Source organism: Streptococcus mitis (assembly GCF_013305725.1).
Lineage (GTDB): Bacteria > Bacillota > Bacilli > Lactobacillales > Streptococcaceae > Streptococcus > Streptococcus mitis_BO.
Map to the genome: position 1 here is coordinate 562,229 of NZ_CP047883.1, position 22,247 is coordinate 584,475.

25 protein-coding genes are annotated in these 22,247 nt (G+C 43.0%); 23 read left to right on the plus strand and 2 right to left on the minus strand.

What is annotated here, in order from left to right:
• Positions 1-99: 99 nt before the first annotated feature.
• The 5 genes from M594_RS02890 (at position 100) to M594_RS02910 (ending at position 4,770) form a co-directional block, all read left to right on the plus strand.
• A complete protein-coding gene (locus M594_RS02890; protein WP_173875907.1) occupies positions 100-777 on the plus strand; it encodes a tRNA (adenine(22)-N(1))-methyltransferase in 678 nt (225 codons plus the stop codon).
• Positions 764-1,561 carry a Nif3-like dinuclear metal center hexameric protein gene (locus M594_RS02895; RefSeq protein WP_173875908.1) on the plus strand — a complete coding sequence of 266 codons (798 nt, stop codon included), beginning with the start codon at positions 764-766 and terminating at the stop codon, positions 1,559-1,561. The genes M594_RS02890 and M594_RS02895 overlap by 14 nt, the downstream gene beginning before the upstream one ends.
• 16 nt (positions 1,562-1,577) lie before the next feature.
• A complete protein-coding gene (locus tag M594_RS02900) occupies positions 1,578-2,681 on the plus strand; it encodes an NAD(P)/FAD-dependent oxidoreductase (protein ID WP_173875909.1) in 1,104 nt (367 codons plus the stop codon).
• 102 nt (positions 2,682-2,783) lie between these two features.
• A complete protein-coding gene (galE, locus tag M594_RS02905; RefSeq protein ID WP_173875910.1) occupies positions 2,784-3,803 on the plus strand; it encodes a UDP-glucose 4-epimerase GalE in 1,020 nt (339 codons plus the stop codon).
• The gene (locus M594_RS02910) at positions 3,787-4,770 is read left to right on the plus strand and encodes a glycosyltransferase family 2 protein (RefSeq protein ID WP_254597199.1); all 984 of its coding nucleotides are present in this window, start codon (positions 3,787-3,789) and stop codon (positions 4,768-4,770) included. The genes galE and M594_RS02910 overlap by 17 nt, the downstream gene beginning before the upstream one ends.
• Before the next feature lie 57 nt (positions 4,771-4,827).
• On the opposite strand, the gene M594_RS02915 is transcribed toward M594_RS02910, so the two are convergent.
• Positions 4,828-5,025, minus strand: coding sequence for a ferredoxin (locus M594_RS02915; protein ID WP_173875911.1), 198 nt, complete (start codon positions 5,023-5,025; stop codon positions 4,828-4,830).
• Between the two features lie 45 nt (positions 5,026-5,070).
• Between M594_RS02915 and M594_RS02920 the strand changes: the two genes are divergently transcribed.
• The 10 genes from M594_RS02920 (at position 5,071) to whiA (ending at position 12,131) form a co-directional block, all read left to right on the plus strand.
• Positions 5,071-5,571: an SAG1386/EF1546 family surface-associated protein gene (locus M594_RS02920; protein WP_061590353.1), complete on the plus strand. Its 501-nt coding sequence runs from the start codon at positions 5,071-5,073 to the stop codon at positions 5,569-5,571.
• 9 nt (positions 5,572-5,580) lie between these two features.
• Positions 5,581-6,255: a (d)CMP kinase gene (cmk, locus tag M594_RS02925; RefSeq protein WP_173875912.1), complete on the plus strand. Its 675-nt coding sequence runs from the start codon at positions 5,581-5,583 to the stop codon at positions 6,253-6,255.
• A gap of 119 nt (positions 6,256-6,374) precedes the next feature.
• Positions 6,375-6,881, plus strand: a complete 507-nt coding sequence (locus M594_RS02930) for a dihydrofolate reductase (RefSeq protein WP_173875913.1) — start codon at positions 6,375-6,377, stop codon at positions 6,879-6,881.
• Positions 6,881-7,051: a hypothetical protein gene (locus tag M594_RS02935; protein ID WP_112445491.1), complete on the plus strand. Its 171-nt coding sequence runs from the start codon at positions 6,881-6,883 to the stop codon at positions 7,049-7,051. Before M594_RS02930 ends, M594_RS02935 begins: the two co-directional genes overlap by 1 nt.
• Positions 7,052-7,087: 36 nt before the next feature.
• Positions 7,088-8,320: an ATP-dependent Clp protease ATP-binding subunit ClpX gene (gene clpX / locus M594_RS02940; RefSeq protein WP_012972566.1), complete on the plus strand. Its 1,233-nt coding sequence runs from the start codon at positions 7,088-7,090 to the stop codon at positions 8,318-8,320.
• 8 nt (positions 8,321-8,328) lie between these two features.
• Positions 8,329-8,916, plus strand: coding sequence for a ribosome biogenesis GTP-binding protein YihA/YsxC (gene yihA / locus M594_RS02945; protein WP_000422604.1), 588 nt, complete (start codon positions 8,329-8,331; stop codon positions 8,914-8,916).
• Between the two features lie 10 nt (positions 8,917-8,926).
• Positions 8,927-9,307, plus strand: coding sequence for a RidA family protein (locus M594_RS02950; protein WP_001140420.1), 381 nt, complete (start codon positions 8,927-8,929; stop codon positions 9,305-9,307).
• Positions 9,308-9,358: 51 nt separating this feature from the next.
• Positions 9,359-10,249 carry an RNase adapter RapZ gene (gene rapZ, locus M594_RS02955; RefSeq protein ID WP_084925753.1) on the plus strand — a complete coding sequence of 297 codons (891 nt, stop codon included), beginning with the start codon at positions 9,359-9,361 and terminating at the stop codon, positions 10,247-10,249.
• Positions 10,246-11,223 carry a YvcK family protein gene (locus M594_RS02960; RefSeq protein ID WP_060627753.1) on the plus strand — a complete coding sequence of 326 codons (978 nt, stop codon included), beginning with the start codon at positions 10,246-10,248 and terminating at the stop codon, positions 11,221-11,223. The genes rapZ and M594_RS02960 overlap by 4 nt, the downstream gene beginning before the upstream one ends.
• Entirely contained in the window at positions 11,220-12,131 is a 912-nt protein-coding gene (gene whiA, locus M594_RS02965) for a DNA-binding protein WhiA (RefSeq protein WP_173875914.1), read from the plus strand. Before M594_RS02960 ends, whiA begins: the two co-directional genes overlap by 4 nt.
• A gap of 34 nt (positions 12,132-12,165) precedes the next feature.
• Here whiA and M594_RS02970 read toward each other — a convergent pair whose 3' ends face one another.
• Complete coding sequence (locus M594_RS02970) at positions 12,166-13,134, minus strand: NAD(P)/FAD-dependent oxidoreductase (RefSeq protein WP_173875915.1); 969 nt, start codon at positions 13,132-13,134, stop codon at positions 12,166-12,168.
• A gap of 244 nt (positions 13,135-13,378) precedes the next feature.
• On the opposite strand from M594_RS02970, the gene cdaA reads away from it, so the two are divergent.
• The 8 genes from cdaA to M594_RS03010 all read left to right on the plus strand — a co-directional run bounded on the left by cdaA (position 13,379) and on the right by M594_RS03010 (position 22,240).
• Positions 13,379-14,236 (plus strand): diadenylate cyclase CdaA, encoded by an 858-nt coding sequence (gene cdaA / locus M594_RS02975; protein ID WP_001011069.1) that lies wholly within the window; start codon positions 13,379-13,381, stop codon positions 14,234-14,236.
• Complete coding sequence (locus M594_RS02980; protein ID WP_001230940.1) at positions 14,223-15,002, plus strand: YbbR-like domain-containing protein; 780 nt, start codon at positions 14,223-14,225, stop codon at positions 15,000-15,002. The genes cdaA and M594_RS02980 overlap by 14 nt, the downstream gene beginning before the upstream one ends.
• A 24-nt stretch (positions 15,003-15,026) precedes the next feature.
• Complete coding sequence (glmM, locus tag M594_RS02985; RefSeq protein ID WP_000521447.1) at positions 15,027-16,379, plus strand: phosphoglucosamine mutase; 1,353 nt, start codon at positions 15,027-15,029, stop codon at positions 16,377-16,379.
• A gap of 73 nt (positions 16,380-16,452) precedes the next feature.
• On the plus strand, positions 16,453-16,827 hold the full coding sequence (locus tag M594_RS02990; protein WP_001050081.1) for a DUF1149 family protein: 375 nt from the start codon (positions 16,453-16,455) through the stop codon (positions 16,825-16,827).
• A gap of 1 nt (position 16,828) precedes the next feature.
• Positions 16,829-17,677: a DegV family protein gene (locus M594_RS02995; RefSeq protein WP_000762173.1), complete on the plus strand. Its 849-nt coding sequence runs from the start codon at positions 16,829-16,831 to the stop codon at positions 17,675-17,677.
• 731 nt (positions 17,678-18,408) lie between these two features.
• Positions 18,409-19,176 carry a 4-hydroxy-tetrahydrodipicolinate reductase gene (dapB, locus tag M594_RS03000; protein WP_173875916.1) on the plus strand — a complete coding sequence of 256 codons (768 nt, stop codon included), beginning with the start codon at positions 18,409-18,411 and terminating at the stop codon, positions 19,174-19,176.
• Entirely contained in the window at positions 19,173-20,372 is a 1,200-nt protein-coding gene (locus tag M594_RS03005; protein WP_302478542.1) for a CCA tRNA nucleotidyltransferase, read from the plus strand. The genes dapB and M594_RS03005 overlap by 4 nt, the downstream gene beginning before the upstream one ends.
• Positions 20,369-22,240: an ABC-F family ATP-binding cassette domain-containing protein gene (locus M594_RS03010; protein ID WP_173875917.1), complete on the plus strand. Its 1,872-nt coding sequence runs from the start codon at positions 20,369-20,371 to the stop codon at positions 22,238-22,240. Before M594_RS03005 ends, M594_RS03010 begins: the two co-directional genes overlap by 4 nt.
• The last annotated feature ends 7 nt before the right edge of the window (positions 22,241-22,247 follow it).

Here is a 22,247-nt window from a genome sequence, read left to right on the forward strand (position 1 = left end):
GAAAGGCTGCAATCTGTGGATTGCGGTCTTTTTAGGTACAAGATTACCAGCTGAAATGTGGTATAATAAGGGGTAATAGAGTTTGGAAAGTGAGAGAAGATGATTTCAAAGAGATTAGAATTAGTGGCTTCCTTTGTGCCCCAGGGAGCCATTTTGCTAGATGTGGGAAGTGACCATGCTTATCTGCCTATCGACTTGGTCGAAAGAGGCCAAATCAAAAGCGCCATTGCAGGTGAGGTTGTGGAAGGTCCCTACCAATCTGCGGTCAAAAATGTTGAGGCTCACGGCCTAAAGGAGAAAATTCAGGTTCGTTTAGCCAATGGCTTGGCAGCTTTTGAAGAGCCTGACCAAGTGTCGGTCATCACCATTGCAGGTATGGGCGGCCGTTTGATTGCTAGGATTTTAGAAGAAGGCTTGGACAAGTTAGCTAATGTAGAGCGGTTAATCCTCCAACCTAATAATCGTGAAGACGACTTGCGCATTTGGTTGCAAGACAATGGGTTTCAGATTGTAGCTGAAAACATCTTAGAAGAAGCTGGCAAGTTTTACGAGATTTTGGTGGTGGAAGCAGGACAAATGAATCTATCAGCCAGTGATGTTCGCTTTGGTCCCTTCTTGTCCAAAGAGGTCAGTCCAGTCTTTGTCCAAAAATGGCAAAAAGAAGCTGTTAAGCTAGAGTTTGCCTTCGGACAAATCCCAGAAAAAAATCTGGAGGAACGTCAAGTTCTAGTAGATAAAATTCAAGCCATCAAGGAGGTTCTCCATGCTAGCAAGTGAAGTAATTAACGCATATGAAGCCTTTTGCCCTCAGGAATTTTCCATGGAGGGAGACAGTCGTGGCCTACAAATTGGCACTTTGGACAAGGATATCCAAAGTGTCATGGTTGCTCTGGATATTCGTGAAGAAACGGTGGCAGAGGCCATTGAAAAGGGTGTGGATTTGATTATCGTTAAGCACGCGCCGATTTTCCGTCCGATAAAGGACTTGGTTGCTAACCGTACACAAAATCAGATTTACATTGATCTGATAAAGCATGATATCGCAGTTTATGTCAGCCATACCAATATTGACATCGTTGAAAATGGTCTCAATGATTGCTTCTGTCAGATGTTAGGTATTGAGGAAACGACCTATCTTCAGGAAACAGGTCCAGAACGTGGAATTGGTCGTATTGGGAATATTCAGCATCAGACCTTTGGGGATTTTGCCCAGCATGTCAAGCAAGTCTTTGGCCTAGATAGTCTTCGAATGGTGCATTATCAAGAGAGTGATTTGCAGAAGCCTATCTCAAGAGTGGCCATCTGTGGTGGTAGTGGGCAGTCTTTCTATAAGGATGCTTTAGTTAAAGGAGCGGATGTCTATATCACTGGTGATATTTACTACCACACTGCCCAGGATATGTTGTCTGATGGCTTGCTAGCATTGGACCCAGGTCACTATATTGAAGTGCTGTTTGTGGAAAAAATCGCAGCATTCCTTAGTCAATGGAAAGAGGAAAAAGACTGGGATATTGATATTTTGCCTAGTCAAGCATCGACCAATCCTTTCCACCATATCTAGTTAGAAAGTGAAAACAATGAAAAAAGTTGCTATTATCGGAGCAGGAATTGTGGGAGCAACAGCTGCCTACTACCTCTCGAAAGAAAGTGACCTAGAGGTGACTGTTTTTGACCATGGACAGGGTCAGGCTACTAAGGCCGCAGCAGGAATTATCAGCCCCTGGTTTTCCAAACGCCGCAATAAGGCCTGGTATAAAATGGCGCGCTTGGGGGCTGACTTTTATGTGGATTTATTAGCTGATTTAGAGAAGTCAGGGCAAGAAATCGACTTTTACCAGCGTTCGGGAGTCTTTCTCCTGAAAAAGGATGAAACTAAGTTGGAAGAACTTTATCAACTAGCCCACCAGCGCAGAGAAGAATCTCCCTTGATAGGGCAATTAGCCATTCTGGACCAAGCATCAGCTAATGAATTATTCCCTGGTTTGCAGGGATTTGACCACCTGCTCTATGCTTCTGGTGGAGCGAGAGTAGATGGTCAACTCTTAGTGACTCGTTTGCTAGAAGCTAGTCAGGTCAAGCTGATCAAAGAAAAAGTGACTCTGACACCTTTAGCATCAGGTTACCAGATTGGCGAAGAGGTGTTTGATCAGGTTATTTTGGCGACGGGAGCTTGGTTGGGACACTTGTTAGAGCCTTTAGGTTATGAAGTAGATGTTCGTCCCCAAAAGGGGCAACTCCGAGATTATCAACTTGCCCAAGACATGGAAGCTTATCCTGTGGTTATGCCAGAAGGGGAGTGGGATTTGATTCCTTTTGCGGGTGGGAAATTGTCCCTAGGCGCTACTCATGAAAATGACATGGGATTTGATTTGACGGTAGATGAAACCTTACTCCAACAAATGGAGGGGGCAGCCTTGCCTCACTATCCAGTTTTAGCTAGAGCGACTTCAAGAGCTGAGCGTGTGGGAATCCGTGCCTATACCAGTGATTTCTCACCTTTCTTTGGGCAAGTACCTGGCTTAGCAGGTGTCTATGCTGCTAGTGGACTAGGTTCATCAGGCCTCACAACTGGTCCTATCATTGGTTACCATCTAGCTCAACTGATCCAAGACAAGGAGTTGACCTTGGCCCCTTTAAACTACCCAATTGAAAACTATGTCAAACGAGTAAAAAACGAATAAGAATTTTACTGAAATTTTAGCCTCCCCTCTAGGATGGCAAATGACATTCCCTATCAAAAATGGTAAAATAAGAAAAAATAATCCGAGAATCGAGGAAAGAAGATGCAAGAAAAGATTTTGGTAACGGGTGGAGCAGGTTTTATCGGAACCCACACAGTTATTGAGTTAATCCAAGCAGGTCATCAGGTTGTTGTGGTGGATAACCTTGTTAATAGTAGCAGAAAAAGTTTAGAAGTTGTTGAGAGAATTACAGGAGTTGAAGTGCCTTTCTATGAGGCAGATATCCGTGATACAGATACCCTTCGTGATATTTTCAAACAAGAAGAACCAACAGGGGTCATTCACTTTGCTGGCTTGAAGGCTGTAGGTGAATCTACCCGTATTCCTCTTGCCTACTATGACAATAATATCGCAGGAACTGTTAGTCTTCTAAAAGCTATGGAAGAAAACAACTGTAAAAACATCATTTTCAGTTCTTCTGCGACAGTTTACGGAGATCCTCATACAGTGCCAATCTTGGAAGATTTCCCACTTTCAGTGACCAACCCATATGGCCGCACCAAGCTTATGCTAGAGGAAATTTTGACGGATATTTACAAAGCAGACTCAGAATGGAATGTGGTCTTGCTTCGTTACTTTAACCCAATCGGAGCACATGAGAGTGGTGATTTGGGAGAAAATCCAAATGGTATTCCAAACAATCTCTTGCCATATGTGACGCAAGTAGCCGTTGGAAAATTAGAGCAAGTGCAAGTGTTTGGAGACGATTACGATACGGAAGACGGAACTGGTGTTCGTGACTATATCCACGTTGTCGACTTGGCTAAAGGTCACGTTGCAGCTCTGAAAAAAATCCAAAAAGGCTCAGGCCTAAACGTTTATAACCTTGGAACAGGGAAAGGCTACTCAGTTCTTGAAATTATCCAAAACATGGAAAAAGCGGTGGGACGTCCAATTCCTTACCGCATCGTAGACCGTCGCCCAGGGGATATCGCAGCCTGCTATTCAGATCCTGCAAAAGCCAAAGCAGAACTGGGCTGGGAAGCAGAACTCGGCATCACCCAAATGTGTGAAGACGCATGGCGTTGGCAAAGCAAGCATCCAAATGGATTTGAAGACTAAGATGGTGATGTCAATCATTGTCCCCTGTTTAAACGAAGAGGAAGTACTTCCTCTTTTTTATCAGGCTTTGGAAGCTTTACTTCCAGATTTGGAAACAGAAATAGAGTATGTCTTTGTCGACGATGGATCAAGTGATGGGACTTTGGAACTTTTAAAGACCTATCGGGAGCAAAATCCGGCAGTTCATTATATTTCTTTCTCGCGAAATTTTGGCAAAGAAGCTGCTCTATATGCAGGCTTGCAATATGCAACCGGAGATTTGGTGGTGGTGATGGATGCAGACCTCCAAGATCCTCCTAGTATGTTGCTTGAGATGAAAGCCTTACTAGACCAGAATACAGGCTTGGACTGTGTTGGGACACGGAGAATTAGTCGAGAGGGGGAACCCTTCTTTCGCAGTTTTTGTGCTAATCTCTTTTATGGCTTCATGAAAAAAATTAGTCCAGTAGCCTTGCCGTCAGGTGTCCGTGATTTTCGCATGATGAGAAGATCTGTAGTGGATGCCATTTTAAGCCTGACCGAGTCCAATCGTTTTTCAAAGGGGCTCTTTGCCTGGGTAGGCTTTAAAACTCACTATCTGGACTATCCAAATGTCGAAAGGCAGGCTGGCAAGACCAGTTGGAGTTTTAGGCAACTCTTTTTCTACTCTATTGAAGGGATTGTTAACTTTTCAGATTTTCCCTTGATTATCGCCTTTGTGGCTGGTCTCCTATCTTGTTTTATTTCTCTGCTTATGACCTTTTTTGTTGTGGTTCGGACTCTCATTTTGGGCAATCCGACATCAGGTTGGACCTCTCTGATGGCTGTTATTCTCTTCCTTGGTGGGATTCAACTCTTGACCATTGGGATTCTCGGCAAGTATATCAGTAAGATTTATCTAGAGACTAAAAAAAGACCACTTTATCTCGTCAAAGAAAAAAGTGATCTTCCTGATTTTACAGAAAAAAATAAAGAGAAAAGACTATAATTTTGCATGGAAATATGCTAAACTAGAAGGAGTGGAACGTTCTTGTCGATATTAGAATTAATCTTTAATCAAGGCACGTGTCGGACAGTTTCTAACAGCTTCTACGACGTCCTGGCTAGGAGAAATTTCTTTTTCTAGTTGGTCAGGGTTATCGTAAAAACGCACGATTCCATTATCGTGGTAATCAAATAATTCAGAATAAGTTTGGCAAAGCCCACAGGCGATGCAGCGTTCAGGTATAAGTGTGATTTTCATATTTATATTGTAATAAGAAAAGTAAAAAAAAACAAGGAGTAAGGTATGGCAAAAGAACCGTGGCAAGAAGATATTTATGAGAATCAGGAAGAACAGACGAGAACGGAACGACGCCAACGTAATCAAAAAGGTACAGGCGTTGTTGCAAATCGTGTTTTGACGATTCTAGCTAGTCTCTTTTTCGTGATTGTTGTAGCAATGATAATAGTATTGATTTACCTTTCAAGCGGAGGGAGTAATCGCACAGCAGCTTTGAAAGATTTTTATGACTCATCTGCCCCTGCTTCAACATCTGTAACAGAAGAATCGTCTTCTTCATCTAGCAAGACTGAAGAAGCAACTTCTACAGAGAGCTCCTCTAGTGAGAGTCATTCCGAAGAACATGCTGCTAGTGAAGGAACAATTACAGTTCAGGCTGGTGAGGGTGAAGCTGTCTTGGCACAACGTGCAGGTATTTCAATTGCTCAATTAGAAGCATTGAATCCTGGACATATGGCTACAGGATCTTGGTTTGCAAATCCTGGAGATGTGATTAAGACTAGATAGGAGTTATAAATGAAGACGATTCAAATTGCTATCGATGGTCCAGCTTCAAGCGGTAAGAGTACGGTTGCTAAGATTATTGCTAAAGATTTTGGGTATACCTATCTAGATACAGGTGCCATGTATCGTGCGGCGACCTATATGGCTCTGAAACACCAGTTAGGAGTGGAAGAAATTGAGGAACTTTTAGCCTTATTAGACCAGCATCCAATCAGTTTTGGGCGCTCAGAAACTGGAGAACAACTTGTCTTTGTAGGAGATGTGGATATTACCCATCCTATTCGTGAAAATGAAGTGACCAATCATGTTTCAGCTATTGCAGCAATTCCTGAAGTACGTGAGAAACTAGTTTCTCTCCAACAAGAGATTGCCCAGCAAGGTGGGATTGTCATGGATGGTCGCGATATTGGGACTGTTGTATTGCCGCAAGCAGAATTGAAAATTTTCCTAGTAGCTTCTGTTTATGAAAGAGCAGAGCGTCGTTACAAGGAAAATATTGCCAAGGGAATTGAAACAGACCTTGAAGCCCTAAAAGAGGAAATTGCTGCGCGTGACTACAAGGATAGCCATCGTGAGACTTCTCCTCTCAAACAAGCAGAGGATGCAGTTTACCTTGATACAACTGGACTAAGTATTCAAGAAGTAGTTGAAAAAATTGAATCAGAAGCAAAAGAACGCATGTCCTAGGGACAGGAGAAGCAGGCTAAAGCTAGCCTGCTTCTTTTCTATCAAACTGAACGCATTCCAAACCAGTCTTTTTTTGAGTTTTTTGATAAAATAGTACTATCAGTGAAAAGGATGGAAGCATGACTAAGAAAATTGTAGCTATTTGGGCCCAGGATGAAGAGGGTGTGATTGGTAAGGACAATCGTCTGCCTTGGTATTTGCCAGCAGAATTGCAGCACTTTAAAGAAACAACTCTGAATCATGCCATCTTGATGGGGCGCGTGACCTTTGATGGAATGGGGCGTCGCTTGCTTCCAAAACGGGAGACCTTGATTTTGACGCGTAATTCTGAAGAAAAGATAGATGGGGTTACTACTTTTTATGATGTTCAGTCTGTCTTGGGCTGGTATCAGGCTCAAGATAAGAATCTTTATATTCTCGGTGGAAAGCAAATTTTTCAGGCTTTTGAACCTTACCTTGACGAAGTGATTGTAACTCACATTCATGCTCGGGTAGAGGGAGATACCTATTTTCCTGAAGAGTTTGACTTGTCTATTTTTGAGACAGTTTCAAGCAAATCCTATACCAAAGATGAGAAAAATCCTTATGATTTTACCATCCAATACCGCAAGAGAAAGGAAGTCTAATGGAACGTAGTTTATTTGGTTTTTTCACAGCCATGCTGTGTTTGGTCTGCTTGCTTGCAGGAGCACAGGCTTTTCGTAAAAAGCGCTATGGACTTTCTGTCCTGCTCTGGTTAAATGCCTTTACCAATTTGGTCAATAGTATCCATGCTTTTTACATGACCTTATTTTAGATAGAATGACAGTATAGAATAGAACGGAAGGAAATCATGCCTACAAATAGGAATAATGATATGATGGTTTATTGCTCATTTTGTGGCAAAAGCCAAGAAGAAGTACAAAAAATAATCGCAGGTAACAACGCCTTTATCTGTAATGAATGTGTGGAGTTAGCCCAGGAGATCATTCGGGAGGAGTTGGCTGAGGAAGTCTTGGCAGACTTGTCTGAGGTACCAAAACCAATCGAACTCCTCCACATCTTGAATCACTACGTAATCGGTCAAGATCGTGCCAAACGTGCCTTGGCAGTAGCTGTATACAACCACTACAAACGCATCAATTTCCACGATACGCGTGAAGAGTCAGAAGATGTGGATTTGCAGAAATCAAATATCTTGATGATTGGCCCAACTGGTTCAGGGAAAACTTTCCTTGCTCAGACCTTGGCTAAGAGCTTGAATGTACCTTTTGCGATCGCAGATGCGACAGCTCTTACTGAGGCTGGTTATGTGGGTGAGGACGTGGAAAATATCCTCCTCAAACTCCTACAGGCTGCTGACTTTAACATCGAGCGTGCAGAGCGTGGGATTATCTATGTGGATGAAATTGACAAGATTGCTAAGAAAAGCGAGAACGTGTCTATCACACGTGATGTTTCTGGTGAAGGTGTGCAACAAGCCCTTCTCAAGATTATCGAGGGAACCGTTGCTAGCGTGCCGCCTCAAGGTGGACGCAAGCATCCACAACAAGAGATGATTCAAGTGGACACTAAAAATATCCTCTTCATTGTGGGTGGTGCCTTTGATGGCATTGAAGAAATCGTCAAACAACGTCTGGGTGAAAAAGTCATCGGATTTGGTCAAAATAATAAGGCGATTGACGAAAACAGCTCATACATGCAAGAAATCATTGCAGAAGATATTCAAAAATTTGGTATTATCCCAGAGTTGATTGGACGTTTGCCTGTCTTTGCAGCTCTTGAGCAATTGACGGTTGATGACTTGGTTCGCATCTTGAAAGAACCAAGAAATGCCTTGGTCAAACAATACCAAACCTTGCTTTCTTATGATGATGTTGAGTTGGAATTTGACGACGAAGCTCTTCAAGAGATTGCCAATAAAGCCATCGAACGTAAAACGGGTGCGCGTGGTCTTCGCTCGATCATCGAAGAAACCATGCTAGACGTCATGTTTGAAGTACCGAGTCAGGAAAATGTGAAATTGGTTCGCATCACTAAAGAAGCTGTCGATGGAACGGATAAACCAATCCTAGAAACAGCCTAGAGGTGACTATGGAACTTAATACACATAATGCTGAAATCTTGCTCAGTGCGGCTAATAAATCCCACTACCCACAGGATGAACTTCCAGAGATTGCTCTAGCAGGACGTTCAAATGTTGGTAAATCTAGCTTTATCAACACAATGCTGAACCGCAAGAATTTAGCCCGAACATCAGGTAAACCTGGTAAAACCCAGCTTCTTAATTTCTTTAACATTGACGACAAGATGCGCTTTGTGGATGTTCCTGGTTATGGCTATGCCCGTGTTTCTAAAAAGGAACGTGAAAAGTGGGGGCGAATGATAGAGGAGTACTTAACGACTCGGGAAAATCTCCGTGCAGTGGTCAGTCTAGTTGACCTTCGTCATGATCCGTCAGCAGATGATGTGCAGATGTACGAATTTCTCAAGTATTATGAGATTCCAGTCATCATTGTGGCAACCAAGGCGGACAAGATTCCTCGTGGTAAATGGAACAAGCATGAATCAGCAATCAAAAAGAAATTAAACTTTGACCCAAGTGACGACTTTATCCTCTTTTCATCTGTCAACAAGGCAGGGATGGATGAGGCTTGGGATGCAATCTTAGAAAAATTGTGAGGAAAAGAAAATGGCAAAAACAATTCATACAGATAAGGCCCCAAAGGCTATCGGACCATATGTTCAAGGAAAAATCGTTGGCAACCTTTTGTTTGCTAGCGGTCAAGTGCCCCTATCTCCTGAAACTGGGGAAATCGTTGGAGAAACGATCCAAGAACAGACAGAACAAGTCTTGAAAAACATCGGTGCTATTTTGGCTGAAGCAGGAACAGATTTTGACCATGTTGTCAAAACAACTTGCTTCTTGAGCGATATGAACGACTTTGTTCCTTTTAACGAGGTTTACCAAACGGCCTTTAAAGAGGAATTTCCAGCTCGTTCAGCAGTAGAGGTAGCTCGTCTTCCTCGTGATGTAAAAGTCGAAATCGAAGTCATCGCAGAGATTGGATAAGCTAGTTGAAGTTTGGTGTTGCCAAACTTCTTTTGATATAAGGAGAAAAAGATGACAAAGAAACAACTTCACTTGGTGATTGTGACAGGGATGAGTGGCGCAGGGAAAACAGTTGCTATTCAGTCCTTCGAAGATTTGGGTTATTTTACTATTGACAATATGCCGCCAGCTCTCTTGCCTAAGTTTTTGCAGTTGGTGGAAACAAAGGAAGACGACCATAAGTTGGCCTTGGTAGTGGATATGCGTAGCCGTTCTTTCTTTTCAGAAATTCAAGCTGTCTTGGATGAGTTGGAAAATCAAGATGATTTGGATTTCAAAATTCTCTTTTTGGATGCAGCTGATAAGGAATTGGTTGCTCGTTACAAGGAAACCAGACGGAGTCACCCACTAGCAGCAGACGGTCGTATTTTAGATGGAATCAAGTTGGAACGTGAACTCTTGGCACCTTTGAAAAATATGAGTCAAAATGTGGTGGATACGACTGAACTTACTCCTCGTGAGCTGCGTAAAACCATTGCAGAGCAGTTTTCAGATCAAGAGCAAGCCCAGTCTTTCCGTATCGAAGTCATGTCTTTTGGTTTTAAATATGGAATCCCAATTGATGCGGACCTAGTCTTTGATGTCCGTTTCTTGCCAAATCCCTATTACCTTCTAGAACTGAGAAACCAAACGGGTGTGGATGAACCAGTTTATGATTATGTCATGAACCATCCTGAGTCAGAAGACTTTTATCAGCATTTGTTGGCCTTGATTGAGCCGATTTTACCAAGTTACCAAAAGGAAGGGAAGTCCGTTTTGACCATTGCCATGGGTTGTACAGGTGGACAACACCGTAGTGTGGCCTTTGCTAAACGCTTGGCGCAGGACTTATCCAAGAATTGGCCTGTTAATGAAGGGCATCGCGACAAAGACCGAAGAAAGGAAACGGTAAACCGTTCATGAGAAAACCAAAAATAACGGTGATTGGTGGAGGTACTGGGATCCCTGTCATTCTAAAAAGTCTACGTGAAAAAGATGTGGAAATCGCTGCTATCGTAACGGTGGCGGATGATGGTGGTTCATCAGGTGAACTCCGAAAAAATATGCAGCAATTGACACCGCCAGGTGATCTTCGTAATGTCCTTGTGGCCATGTCGGATATGCCTAAGTTTTATGAAAAGGTCTTTCAATACCGCTTTTCTGAGGATGCTGGAGCCTTTGCTGGTCATCCATTGGGAAATCTCATTATCGCTGGTCTGTCAGAGATGCAGGGTTCGACCTATAATGCCATGCAGTTACTGAGCAAATTTTTCCATACAACAGGGAAAATTTATCCTTCCAGTGATCATCCTTTGACCCTGCATGCAGTCTTTCAGGATGGGACAGAAGTGGCTGGAGAGAGCCATATTGCAGACCATCCAGGCATGATTGACCATGTTTATGTGACCAATACCCTCAACGATGATACGCCTCTGGCTAGCCGTCGAGTGGTGCAGACCATTCTTGAAAGTGATATGATTGTCCTCGGACCTGGTTCCCTCTTTACCTCTATTTTGCCCAATATCGTGATTAAGGAAATAGGGCAGGCGCTTTTGAAAACCAAGGCAGAAATCGCCTATGTCTGTAATATCATGACCCAACGTGGGGAGACTGAACACTTTACAGATAGTGACCACGTGGAAGTCTTGCATCGTCACCTTGGCCGACCTTTTATCGATACTGTCTTGGTGAATATCGAAAAAGTGCCTCAGGAATACATGAATTCCAATCGCTTTGATGAATACTTGGTGCAAGTGGAACATGATTTTGCTGGTCTTAATAAGCAAGTTCCGCGCGTGATTTCATCCAACTTCCTCCGTCTGGAAAATGGTGGTGCCTTCCACGATGGGGATTTGCTCGTGGATGAGTTGATGCGGATTATACAGGTGAGAAAATGAGTTTCACAGTAGCAGTAAAAGAAGAAATCCTAGGTCAGCACCATCTAAGCCGGCATGAATTATCTGCCATTATCAAGATGTCTGGTAGCATCGGTCTCTCGACTTCGGGCTTGACCTTGTCCGTCGTGACAGAAAATGCCAAACTGGCTCGTCACCTCTATGAGTCCTTTCTCTATTTTTATGAAATCAAATCAGAAATCCGCCATCACCAACGGAGTAATCTTCGCAAGAATCGCGTCTATACCGTTTTTACTGATGAAAAGGTGCAGGATTTGTTGAGCGATTTGCATTTGGCCGACTCTTTCTTTGGCCTGGAAACAGGTATTGATGAGGAGATTTTATCAGACGAGGAAGCCGGTCGTGCTTATCTTTGTGGCGCTTTCTTGGCAAATGGAAGCATTCGTGACCCTGAATCAGGTAAGTACCAGTTGGAAATCAGTTCTGTTTATCTGGACCACGCGCAAGGGATTGCCTCACTTCTCCAGCAATTTTTACTGGATGCCAAGGTGCTTGAGCGTAAGAAGGGGGCAGTGACCTACCTCCAGCGAGCTGAAGATATTATGGACTTCTTGATTGTCATCGGAGCTATGCAGGCGCGTGATGATTTTGAGCGGGTTAAGATTTTGCGAGAAACTCGTAACGACCTCAATCGGGCCAATAATGCCGAGACAGCCAATATTGCTCGGACAGTTTCTGCCAGCATGAAGACTATCAACAATATCAGTAAAATCAAAGATATCATGGGCTTAGAAAATCTGCCAGTGGATTTGCAGGAAGTAGCACAGTTGCGGATTCAGCACCCAGACTACTCTATCCAGCAGTTAGCAGATAGTCTCAGCACTCCCCTTACAAAAAGTGGTGTCAACCACAGACTCAGAAAGATAAACAAATTAGCCGATGAACTATAAAACCACGAATCCTATGTGACTCGTGGTTCTTTTTTTATAAACTAGTAGAGTGTTTTGGTTGTACCTTTTGTTCTGGGTCAATGTAGTTGATGGCATTGTTGACAGCGGTTGGAGCTTCTCCGAGACCTGTCGCAATCAGGTCAATTTTTCCTTCATAGTAGCAGCAGTCACCGATAGCATAGATACCTGATTGGCTGGATTCCTGTTTGCTGTTGACGATAATCTTGTGGCGGTTGAGGTCCAGACCCCATTTTTTAAGGTTACCGACAGAAGATTTGAAACCATAGTTGACAAAGAGGTGATCTAGGTCAATAATTTCTGCTTCATCAGATTTGGCTTTTGTGATTTCAAGTTTATCAAGCATTTTTCCATCTCCAAGGAGTTGGCTAGGGACGAATGGTGTCTTGATGGTCACAGAAGATTCCTGTAAGGCTTGGACACTGTGTTCCAAGGCGCGGAAATTATCTCTACGGTGGACAAGGGTAGTTGGCGCAATTTTTTCAAAAGCTAAAGCCCAATCAACAGCTGAGTCCCCACCACCCAGAATCGTCACTTTCTTACCAGCATATTGCTGAATGTTAGAAACGTGGTAGTGGATATTTTCATAGCCCTCAACGCCTTCTAGTTCCAGCGGACGTGGTTTGAAGGCACCACCCCCCATAGCAATGATAACAGTTTTAGACAGATGACTTCCTTTAGAAGTTGTGATGACAAATCCTTCTTCTTGTTTTTCAATCTCAAGAACCGTTTCGTTGAGATGGATAGGGGTATCAAAGCCGTTTAGCTGTTCAATCAAGCGGTTGGTCAACTCTTCTCCAGTCAAGTTTGGGAAACCTGGGACGTCGAGGATTTCCTTTTCAGGATAGAGAATAGCAGGTTGTCCACCGAGTTGAGGAAGAGAGTCGATGATTTGGACCTTGGCTTGGCGTAGGTGGGCATAGAAGGCCGCAAAAAGCCCGACAGGACCACCACCTACAATGGTAATATCATAGAGTTGAGACATGGTTTCTCCTTTGTTTTTTCTAGTCATACTCTTCGAAAATCAAATTCAAACCACGTCAGCGGCGCCTTACCGTACTCAAGTACAGCCTGCGGCTAGCTTCCTAGTTTGCTCTTTGATTTTCATTGAGTATCAGTTTATTTTATCATATTTTTTCTTTAATTTAAAATGAAGTAGGATAGGGAAAAAAATGTAAGAAAAATGGTATAATAGAAAGGAACGTGTTTGGACAGAGAGGAGACAGCAGATGAACTTTCAACAATTATCCAATCTGCAATATTGGACTAGCTTGTTTTCTAGTCCTTGGAGTATTGCCATCAATCTGTTTGATATTTTGATTGTGGCCTATATTTTATATCGTTTTACAAAAGCGATAGCTGGCACCAAGATTATGATTTTGGTGCGTGGGGTCGTGATCTTTGTATTAGCCCAGGTTGTGGCCAATATCCTTGATTTAACAACGATTTCTTGGTTGATTAATCAGATTATCACCTATGGGGTTATTGCTGCGGTTGTTATCTTCTCTCCAGAGATTCGGACTGGTTTGGAACGCTTGGGAAGGGCGACAGATTTCTTTTCTACTGCTCAAATTAGTGCAGAGGAGCAAATGATTCGTGCCTTTGTCAAGTCGGTTGAATATATGAGTCCTCGTAAGATTGGTGCTCTGGTTGCCATCCAACGAGTTCGGACCTTACAAGAATACATTGCGACAGGGATTCCTTTGGATGCCAATATTTCAGCTGAACTCCTTATTAATATCTTTATCCCCAACACTCCCCTACACGATGGTGCTGTGATTATCAGAGAAAATCGAATAGCAGTAACCTCTGCCTATCTTCCCTTGACAGAAAGCACAGGGATTTCCAAGGAATTTGGGACCAGACACCGGGCGGCTATCGGTTTGTCAGAAGTATCCGATGCCTTGACCTTCATCGTCTCAGAGGAAACAGGAGGCATTTCTATTACCTATAACGGTGTTTTCAAGCACGACTTGACGATTGAAGAATTTGAAGCAGAGCTACGAGCAATTCTTTTGCCAGCTGTTGAGGAAAAAGTCAGTTTCAAGGACCGTTTGCTAGGAGGTTGGAAATATGAGAAAAAATAGTCTATATATCATTTCATCTCTCTTTTTTGCTTGTGTCTTATTCATTTATGCAACGTCAACCAACTTTCAAAATAGCAATACCGCAAGGCAGGTCAAATCAGAAACCTACACCAATACGATAACGAACGTTCCTATCGATATTCACTATGATAATGACCAGTATTTCATTAGTGGATTTGCATCAGAAGTTTCAGTGATATTAACCGGAGCTAATCGTGTGACCTTGGCCAGCGAAATGCAGGAGAGCACTCGTAAGTTTAAGGTCACAGCGGATTTGACGGATGCCAGTGTTGGAACGATTGAAGTTCCCTTGAATATTGAAAATCTTCCAAGCGGATTGACCGCTGTGGCAACGCCTCAAAAGATTACAGTGAAAGTTGGGAAGAAGGTTAAGCGAGATGGGATGATTGTTGTGCCACAAGTTGACCAAAGCCAGATTGATTCCAAGCTACAAATTGATAGTGTAACCGTGTCAAACGAACGAGTTTCTGTCACAACTGACCAAGAAACATTAGCTAAAATCGATCGTATTATTGCGCTTTTACCAACCAGCGAACGCATAACCGGTAATTACAGTGGTTCAGTACCTTTGCAGGCAATCGATCGCAATGGTGTTGTCTTACCGGCAGTTATTACTCCGTTCGACACAACAATGAAGGTGACTACAAAACCAGTAGCACCAAGTTCAAGCACATCAAATTCAACTACAAGTAGTTCGTCGGAGACGTCTTCGTCAACGAAAGCAACTAGTTCAAAAACGAATTAAAAATAGAAAAAGGATTTTATAAAAATGGGTAAATATTTTGGGACTGATGGAGTCCGTGGAGAAGCTAATGTAGAATTAACGCCAGAATTGGCCTTTAAACTAGGACGTTTTGGAGGCTATGTTCTTAGCCAACATGAAACGGAAGCGCCGAAAGTTTTTGTAGGACGTGACACACGTATTTCTGGGGAAATGCTAGAATCTGCCTTGGTGGCAGGTCTCCTCTCTGTAGGGATTCACGTCTACAAACTTGGTGTCCTTGCAACACCAGCAGTAGCTTACTTGGTAAAAACTGAGGGAGCCAGTGCAGGTGTCATGATTTCTGCTAGCCACAACCCAGCCCTTGATAATGGGATTAAGTTCTTTGGTGGTGATGGTTTCAAACTAGATGATGAAAAAGAAGCAGAAATTGAAGCCTTGCTAGATGCTGCGGAAGACACTCTTCCTCGTCCAAGTGCTGAAGGCTTGGGAACCTTGGTAGATTATCCAGAAGGTTTGCGTAAGTATGAAGGATATCTTGTTTCAACTGGAACTCCTCTTGAAGGAATGAAGGTTGCCTTGGATACGGCTAATGGTGCAGCTTCTACAAGTGCCCGTCAAATCTTTGCAGATCTTGGTGCTCAATTAACTGTTATTGGGGAAACACCAGATGGTCTTAACATCAACCTTAATGTTGGTTCAACCCACCCAGAAACCCTTCAAGAAGTGGTCAAAGAAAGTGACTCAGCTATCGGTTTGGCTTTTGACGGAGACAGTGACCGTTTGATTGCTGTCGATGAGAATGGTGAGATCGTTGATGGTGATAAAATCATGTACATCATCGGAAAATACCTTTCTGAAAAAGGACAATTGGCGCAAAATACAATCGTGACAACCGTTATGTCTAACCTTGGTTTCCACAAGGCCTTGGATCGTGAAGGCATTAACAAGGCAGTCACTGCAGTTGGCGATCGTTACGTTGTTGAAGAAATGCGAAAATCAGGCTACAACCTTGGTGGTGAACAGTCTGGTCACGTCATCTTGATGGACTACAATACAACAGGTGATGGCCAATTATCTGCTGTTCAATTGACAAAAATCATGAAGGAAACTGGTAAGAGCCTGTCAGAGTTGGCAGCAAAAGTAACCATCTATCCACAAAAATTAGTCAATATCCGAGTGGAAAATGCTATGAAGGAAAAGGCTATGGAAGTGCCAGCTATCAAGGACATTATCGAGAAGATGGAAGAAGAAATGGCAGGGAATGGGCGTATCCTTGTTCGTCCAAGTGGAACAGAGCCCCTCTTGCGTGTTATGGCAGAAGCTCCTACAACAGAAGAAGTGGACTACTATGTTGATACTATCGCAGACGTAGTTCGAGCTGAAATCGGGATTGACTAAATCCTAGAAAACTAGATGAAAATAAAAAATTATGGTACAATAGCTTATAATATTGTAGCCGAGGGAGAAAGACATGAATCTTAAACGTGAACAAGAATTTGTTAGTCAGTATCATTTTGATGCGCGTAATTTTGAATGGGAAAATGAAAATGGAGCTCCTGAAACTAAGGTGGATGTGAACTTCCAATTAATTCAACATGACCAAGAAAATCAAGTGACTTCCTTGATTGTTGTCTTGAGTTTTATGATTGTATTTGATAAATTTGTCATCAGTGGAACCATTTCACAGGTGAACCATATCGATGGTCGTATTGTTAACGAACCAAGTGAATTGAACCAAGAAGAAGTGGAAACCTTGGCTCGTCCATGTTTGAATATGCTCAACCGTTTAACTTACGAAGTAACTGAAATTGCATTAGACTTACCAGGAATCAATTTGGAGTTCTAATATGAAATTAGCTGTTATCACAGATTCCTCTGCCTATCTCAGTGCAGATACCTTGCAAAGAGAAGATTTATTTGTTTTGGATATTCCTGTCAATATTGATGGTGAGGAGTATGTCGAAGGCATCAATCTGACTGCTGAGGAATTTTACCAAAAAATGGCTCAGGCCTCTGAATTGCCTAAGACCAGTCAACCAAGTATTGCCAAGTTAGATGAGATTCTAACTTCGCTCAAAGAACAAGGTTACACCCATGCTTTAGGGCTTTTCCTATCTTCTGGAATTTCAGGTTTTTACCAAAATATCCAGTATATGGTGGATGACTATGAGGGCTTAACCATTGCTTTTCCAGACACTTTAATCACAAGTGCTCCTCTGGGTATCATGGTTGAAAGTGTCTTTAACTGGCGAGACCAGGGCGATGACTTTGCCATTATTCAGGATAAGCTAGCTATTCAGATTAGTCACACATCTGCTTTCATCATGGTGGATGACTTGGACCACTTGGTTAAAGGGGGACGCCTTTCAAATGGAGCTGCGATTTTGGGCAATCTGCTAAGCATTAAGCCGATTCTTTATTTTAATGACCAAGGTGTGATTGAAGTGTACGAAAAAGTTCGTACTGAAAAGAAAGCAACCAAGCGTTTAATTGAGATTATCAAGGAAGCAACAGCTTCAGGCCAATACCGTATCATTGTCATTCACGGGAATGCTCCTGAAAAGGCTGAAGAATTGCGTCAGCACTTGCTAGATTCTGAAGTGGGTACGGATATTTCACTTGCTACATTTGGTAGTGTCATTGGAACACACCTAGGAGCAGGAAGTATTGCTCTGGGTTATATTCCAGTGATTTAGTTAGCACTTCTAGACTAGTTAAGAAGGCTTGTATCTTAGAAATTGAACACGGACTACCTGCCTCTTGAAAAAAGATGTCTGTCTTGCCTTTTGTGGAAAGTCAGCGCCATCCCCTATTTTTCACGGGCAGCTAAGGCCCTTTGTATCTTGATAATTGAACACGCCTGGAACCCTCTGTGAAAAAGATAGTTCTTCCAAGGAGGGAGGAGACACTCCTTGATTAGAACTCCTATTTTCACTCTGTGTTCTTACAGGCTTTGTATCTTAGAAATTGAACACGGACTACCTGCCTCTTGAAAAAAGATGTCTGTCTTGCCTTTTGTGGAAAGTCAGCGCCATCCCCTATTTTTCATGGGCAGCTAAGGTCCTTTGTATCTTGATAATTGAACACGCCTGGAATCCTGTGTGAAAAAGATAGGTCTTCCAAGGAGTAGATACTCCTTGATCAGAACTCCTATTTTCACGTTGTGCTCTTACAGGCTTTGTATCTTAGAAATTGAACACGGACTACCTGCCTCTTGAAAAAAGATGTCTGTCTTGCCTTTTGTGGAAAGTCAGCGCCATCCCCTATTTTTCAAGGGCAGCTAAGGTCCTTTGTATCTTGATAATTGAACACGCCTGGAACCCTGTGTGAAAAAGATAGTTCTGATCAAGGAGTAGATACTCCTTGATCAGAACTCCTATTTTCACTTTGTGTTCTTGCAGGTTTTGTATCTTAGACAGGAGTAGAGATGAGTATTCGAGTAATTATTGCTGGTTTTAAGGGAAGAATGGGCCAGGCTGCTTGTCAGATGGTCTTGGCTGATCCAGACTTGGACTTGGTAGCAGTTTTGTATCCCTTTGAGTCTGAATCAGAATGGCAGGGTATTCCTGTTTTCAAGGATAAGGCTGATTTAGCAGGCTTTGAAGCGGATGTCTGGGTAGACTTTACTACTCCAACTGTTGCCTATGAAAATACACGCTTTGCTCTTGAAAATGGCTTTGCTCCAGTAGTTGGAACAACTGGTTTCACGAGTGAAGAAATTGCAGAGCTGAAAGCATTTTCTCGTGAACAAAATTTGGGTGGTTTAATCGCTCCAAATTTTGCCTTGGGTGCTGTTTTACTCATGCAATTTGCAAGGCAGGCTGCTAAATATTTCCCAAATGTGGAGATTATCGAGCTCCATCATGACAAGAAAAAGGATGCTCCGAGTGGAACAGCTATTAAAACAGCTGAGTTAATGGCAGAAGTTCGAGAGTCTACCCAGCAAGGTGCGCCTGATGAAGAAGAATTGATTGCAGGTGCTCGTGGTGCTGACTTTGATGGCATGCGGATCCACTCAGTACGTTTGCCAGGCTTAGTAGCCCATCAGGAAGTCATCTTTGGCAATCAGGGAGAAGGATTGACACTCCGTCATGACTCCTATGATCGCAGCTCCTTCATGACAGGGGTGAATTTGGGAATTAAAGAAGTTGTCAAGCGTCATGAGCTTGTCTATGGATTAGAACACTTATTATGAGATTAACGCAAATGCCTTCTGAATTTCAGAAGGCTTTACCAGTATTAGAAAAAATTAAAGAAGCAGGTTTTGAGGCCTATTTTGTTGGAGGTTCTGTTCGAGATGCCCTCCTCAATCGTCCTATCCATGATGTGGATATTGCGACGTCTTCTTATCCAGAAGAAACCAAGCAGATTTTTCCGCGAACAGCCGATATCGGAATCGAGCATGGAACTGTCTTGGTCTTAGATGGGGACGAGGAGTATGAGGTGACTACTTTTCGGACAGAGGATGTCTATGTGGACTATCGCAGACCCAGTGCGGTCTCCTTTGTGCGCTCGCTAGAAGAAGACCTCAAGCGCCGTGATTTCACAGTCAACGCCTTTGCCTTGGACGATACAGGAGAAATCATTGACTTGTTCCATGGTTTAGAAGATTTAGAAAATCAAGTTTTGCGGGCGGTTGGAGTGGCAAGTGAGCGTTTCAACGAAGATGCTTTGCGGATTATGCGTGGCTTCCGTTTTCAGGCCAGTCTTGGCTTTGAGCTTGAGTCAGAAACATTTAAAGCTATGAAGACTTTGACGCCACTTTTGGAGAAAATTTCTGTGGAGCGTACCTTCGTTGAGTTTGATAAACTCTTGCTGGCTCCATTTTGGAGAAGGGGCTTGACTTCCATGATTGAGAGTCAAGCTTATGATTATCTCCCTGATATGGCAGCTAGCCAGGACGAGCTTAACAGACTGTTTGATTTGGAGACTGATTTCACCTTTGAATCTTCAGAGCAAGCCTGGGCTGCTCTACTGTGGGCTTTGGATATTGAAAATGCGCAGCCATTTTTGAAGGCTTGGAAGACCTCACGTCAGTTTGCTAAGCAAGTTCAGGATTTACTGACTATTTTGGCCTTGCGTGAAAAGGGAGAATTGAGCAAGCGCGATTGTTATCGCTTTGACTTGGATTTGCTTTTACAGGCTGAAAATCTTCGTCAAGCCCAAGGAAAAGAAGTCAACCCACAAGCCATCACAGAAACCTACCAGAGTCTGACCATTCATGACAAGAAAGAAATTCAGATTAATGGTGGCATTTTGATTAAGGAATATGGCTATCAACCAGGCCCAGACTTGGGAGAGATTTTAACAGAGATTGAATATGCCATTGTCGATGGAGAATTGGAAAATGACCGTCAAGCCATCCATGCTTACTTGAGGGAGAAAAAATGAGTGATTTTATCGTTGAAAAACTAAGTAAATCCGTTGGTGACAAGACGGTTTTTAAGGATATTTCCTTTATTATCCATGACCTAGATAGAATTGGTCTGATTGGTGTCAATGGAACGGGCAAGACCACCCTTTTGGACGTCCTTTCTGGTGTTTCTGGATTTGATGGAGATGTCAGTCCCTTTTCAGCTAAGAATGATTACCAGATTGGTTACTTGACCCAAGATCCTGATTTTGATGATAGCAAGACGGTCTTGGATACGGTTCTCTCCAGCGACCTCAAGGAAATCCAGCTCATTCGTGAGTATGAGTTGATCATGCTCAACTACAGTGAGGACAAGCAGGCGCGTTTGGAACGTGTCATGGCAGAGATGGACTCTCTTCAAGCTTGGGAAATTGAGAGTCAGGTCAAGACGGTTCTCAGCAAGCTGGGGATTCAGGACTTATCCACTCCAGTTGGGGAATTGTCAGGCGGTCTAAGAAGACGGGTCCAGTTGGCGCAAGTTCTTCTTGGCAACCACGACCTCTTGCTGCTGGATGAGCCGACCAACCATCTTGACATTGCGACTATTGAGTGGCTGACCCTCTTTTTAAAAAATTCTAAGAAGACAGTTCTCTTTATCACTCACGATCGTTATTTCTTAGACGCTTTGTCAACACGGATTTTCGAGTTGGATAGAGCTGGATTGACCGAGTATCAGGGCAATTATCAGGACTATGTTCGTCTAAAGGCGGAACAGGACGAGCGCGACGCGGCTCTTCTTCACAAAAAGGAACAACTCTATAAGCAAGAATTGGCCTGGATGCGCAGACAACCGCAGGCGCGTGCGACTAAACAACAGGCTCGTATCAATCGTTTCCATGACTTGAAGAAAGAAGTTTCAGGTGGTGCTGCTGAGACAGACTTAACCATAAACTTTGAAACCAGTCGGATCGGTAAAAAAGTCATCGAGTTTCAGGATGTTTCCTTTGCCTATGAAAACAAGCCTATTTTGCAAGATTTTAATCTCTTGGTGCAGGCCAAAGATCGTATTGGAATCGTTGGGGACAACGGTGTTGGAAAATCAACCCTGCTTAATCTGATTGCAGGCAGTCTTGAGCCGACAGCAGGACAAGTTGTGATTGGGGAAACAGTTCGCATCGCCTATTTCTCTCAGCAAATTGAGGGATTGGATGAGAGCAAGCGAGTTATCAATTACTTGCAGGAAGTGGCAGAAGAGGTCAAGACCAGCGGTGGTTCTACGACTTCCATTGCGGAATTGCTGGAGCAGTTCCTCTTCCCACGTTCGACGCATGGAACCTTGATTGAGAAATTGTCTGGTGGAGAGAAAAAACGCCTTTATCTTCTCAAACTGCTCCTTGAAAAACCAAATGTTCTTCTCTTGGACGAGCCAACCAATGACCTAGACATTGCGACTTTGACAGTTTTGGAGAATTTTTTGCAAGGCTTTGCAGGTCCTGTCTTGACAGTTAGCCATGACCGCTATTTCTTGGATAAGGTAGCAACCAAGATTCTCGCTTTTGAGGATGGCAAGATTCGTCCTTTCTTTGGTCATTACACCGACTACCTTGATGAAAAAGCCTTTGAAACAGAGATGGCCAATCAAGTGCAAAAGGTAGAAAAGGAGAAAGTAGTTAAGGTCCGTGAAGACAAGAAACGCATGACCTATAAAGAAAAGCAGGAGTGGGCAAATATTGAAGGCGATATTGAATCCTTGGAAAATCGTATCGCTGCTATTGAAGAGGAGATGCAGGCCAATGGCTCTGACTTTGGTAAGCTGGCTACTCTCCAAAAAGAACTGGATGAGAAAAACGTAGCACTTCTTGAAAAATACGAACGCTATGAATACCTAAGTGAATTTGATAGCTAGGAGAATA

Coding starts and splice junctions, on each gene's coding strand:
- M594_RS03005 (WP_302478542.1), top strand. CDS start 19,173: ATGAGATTAACGCAAATGCCTTCTGAATTTCAGAAGGCTTTACCAGTA.
- M594_RS02890 (WP_173875907.1), top strand. CDS start 100: ATGATTTCAAAGAGATTAGAATTAGTGGCTTCCTTTGTGCCCCAGGGA.
- dapB (WP_173875916.1), top strand. CDS start 18,409: ATGAGTATTCGAGTAATTATTGCTGGTTTTAAGGGAAGAATGGGCCAG.
- M594_RS02915 (WP_173875911.1), bottom strand. CDS start 5,025: ATGAAAATCACACTTATACCTGAACGCTGCATCGCCTGTGGGCTTTGC.
- cdaA (WP_001011069.1), top strand. CDS start 13,379: ATGAACTTTCAACAATTATCCAATCTGCAATATTGGACTAGCTTGTTT.
- cmk (WP_173875912.1), top strand. CDS start 5,581: ATGAAGACGATTCAAATTGCTATCGATGGTCCAGCTTCAAGCGGTAAG.
- M594_RS02990 (WP_001050081.1), top strand. CDS start 16,453: ATGAATCTTAAACGTGAACAAGAATTTGTTAGTCAGTATCATTTTGAT.
- whiA (WP_173875914.1), top strand. CDS start 11,220: ATGAGTTTCACAGTAGCAGTAAAAGAAGAAATCCTAGGTCAGCACCAT.
- M594_RS02960 (WP_060627753.1), top strand. CDS start 10,246: ATGAGAAAACCAAAAATAACGGTGATTGGTGGAGGTACTGGGATCCCT.
- M594_RS02935 (WP_112445491.1), top strand. CDS start 6,881: ATGGAACGTAGTTTATTTGGTTTTTTCACAGCCATGCTGTGTTTGGTC.
- M594_RS02900 (WP_173875909.1), top strand. CDS start 1,578: ATGAAAAAAGTTGCTATTATCGGAGCAGGAATTGTGGGAGCAACAGCT.
- M594_RS02920 (WP_061590353.1), top strand. CDS start 5,071: ATGGCAAAAGAACCGTGGCAAGAAGATATTTATGAGAATCAGGAAGAA.
- M594_RS02895 (WP_173875908.1), top strand. CDS start 764: ATGCTAGCAAGTGAAGTAATTAACGCATATGAAGCCTTTTGCCCTCAG.
- M594_RS02950 (WP_001140420.1), top strand. CDS start 8,927: ATGGCAAAAACAATTCATACAGATAAGGCCCCAAAGGCTATCGGACCA.
- M594_RS02970 (WP_173875915.1), bottom strand. CDS start 13,134: ATGTCTCAACTCTATGATATTACCATTGTAGGTGGTGGTCCTGTCGGG.
- galE (WP_173875910.1), top strand. CDS start 2,784: ATGCAAGAAAAGATTTTGGTAACGGGTGGAGCAGGTTTTATCGGAACC.
- M594_RS03010 (WP_173875917.1), top strand. CDS start 20,369: ATGAGTGATTTTATCGTTGAAAAACTAAGTAAATCCGTTGGTGACAAG.
- M594_RS02930 (WP_173875913.1), top strand. CDS start 6,375: ATGACTAAGAAAATTGTAGCTATTTGGGCCCAGGATGAAGAGGGTGTG.
- M594_RS02910 (WP_254597199.1), top strand. CDS start 3,787: ATGGATTTGAAGACTAAGATGGTGATGTCAATCATTGTCCCCTGTTTA.
- clpX (WP_012972566.1), top strand. CDS start 7,088: ATGCCTACAAATAGGAATAATGATATGATGGTTTATTGCTCATTTTGT.
- rapZ (WP_084925753.1), top strand. CDS start 9,359: ATGACAAAGAAACAACTTCACTTGGTGATTGTGACAGGGATGAGTGGC.
- yihA (WP_000422604.1), top strand. CDS start 8,329: ATGGAACTTAATACACATAATGCTGAAATCTTGCTCAGTGCGGCTAAT.
- M594_RS02980 (WP_001230940.1), top strand. CDS start 14,223: ATGAGAAAAAATAGTCTATATATCATTTCATCTCTCTTTTTTGCTTGT.
- M594_RS02995 (WP_000762173.1), top strand. CDS start 16,829: ATGAAATTAGCTGTTATCACAGATTCCTCTGCCTATCTCAGTGCAGAT.
- glmM (WP_000521447.1), top strand. CDS start 15,027: ATGGGTAAATATTTTGGGACTGATGGAGTCCGTGGAGAAGCTAATGTA.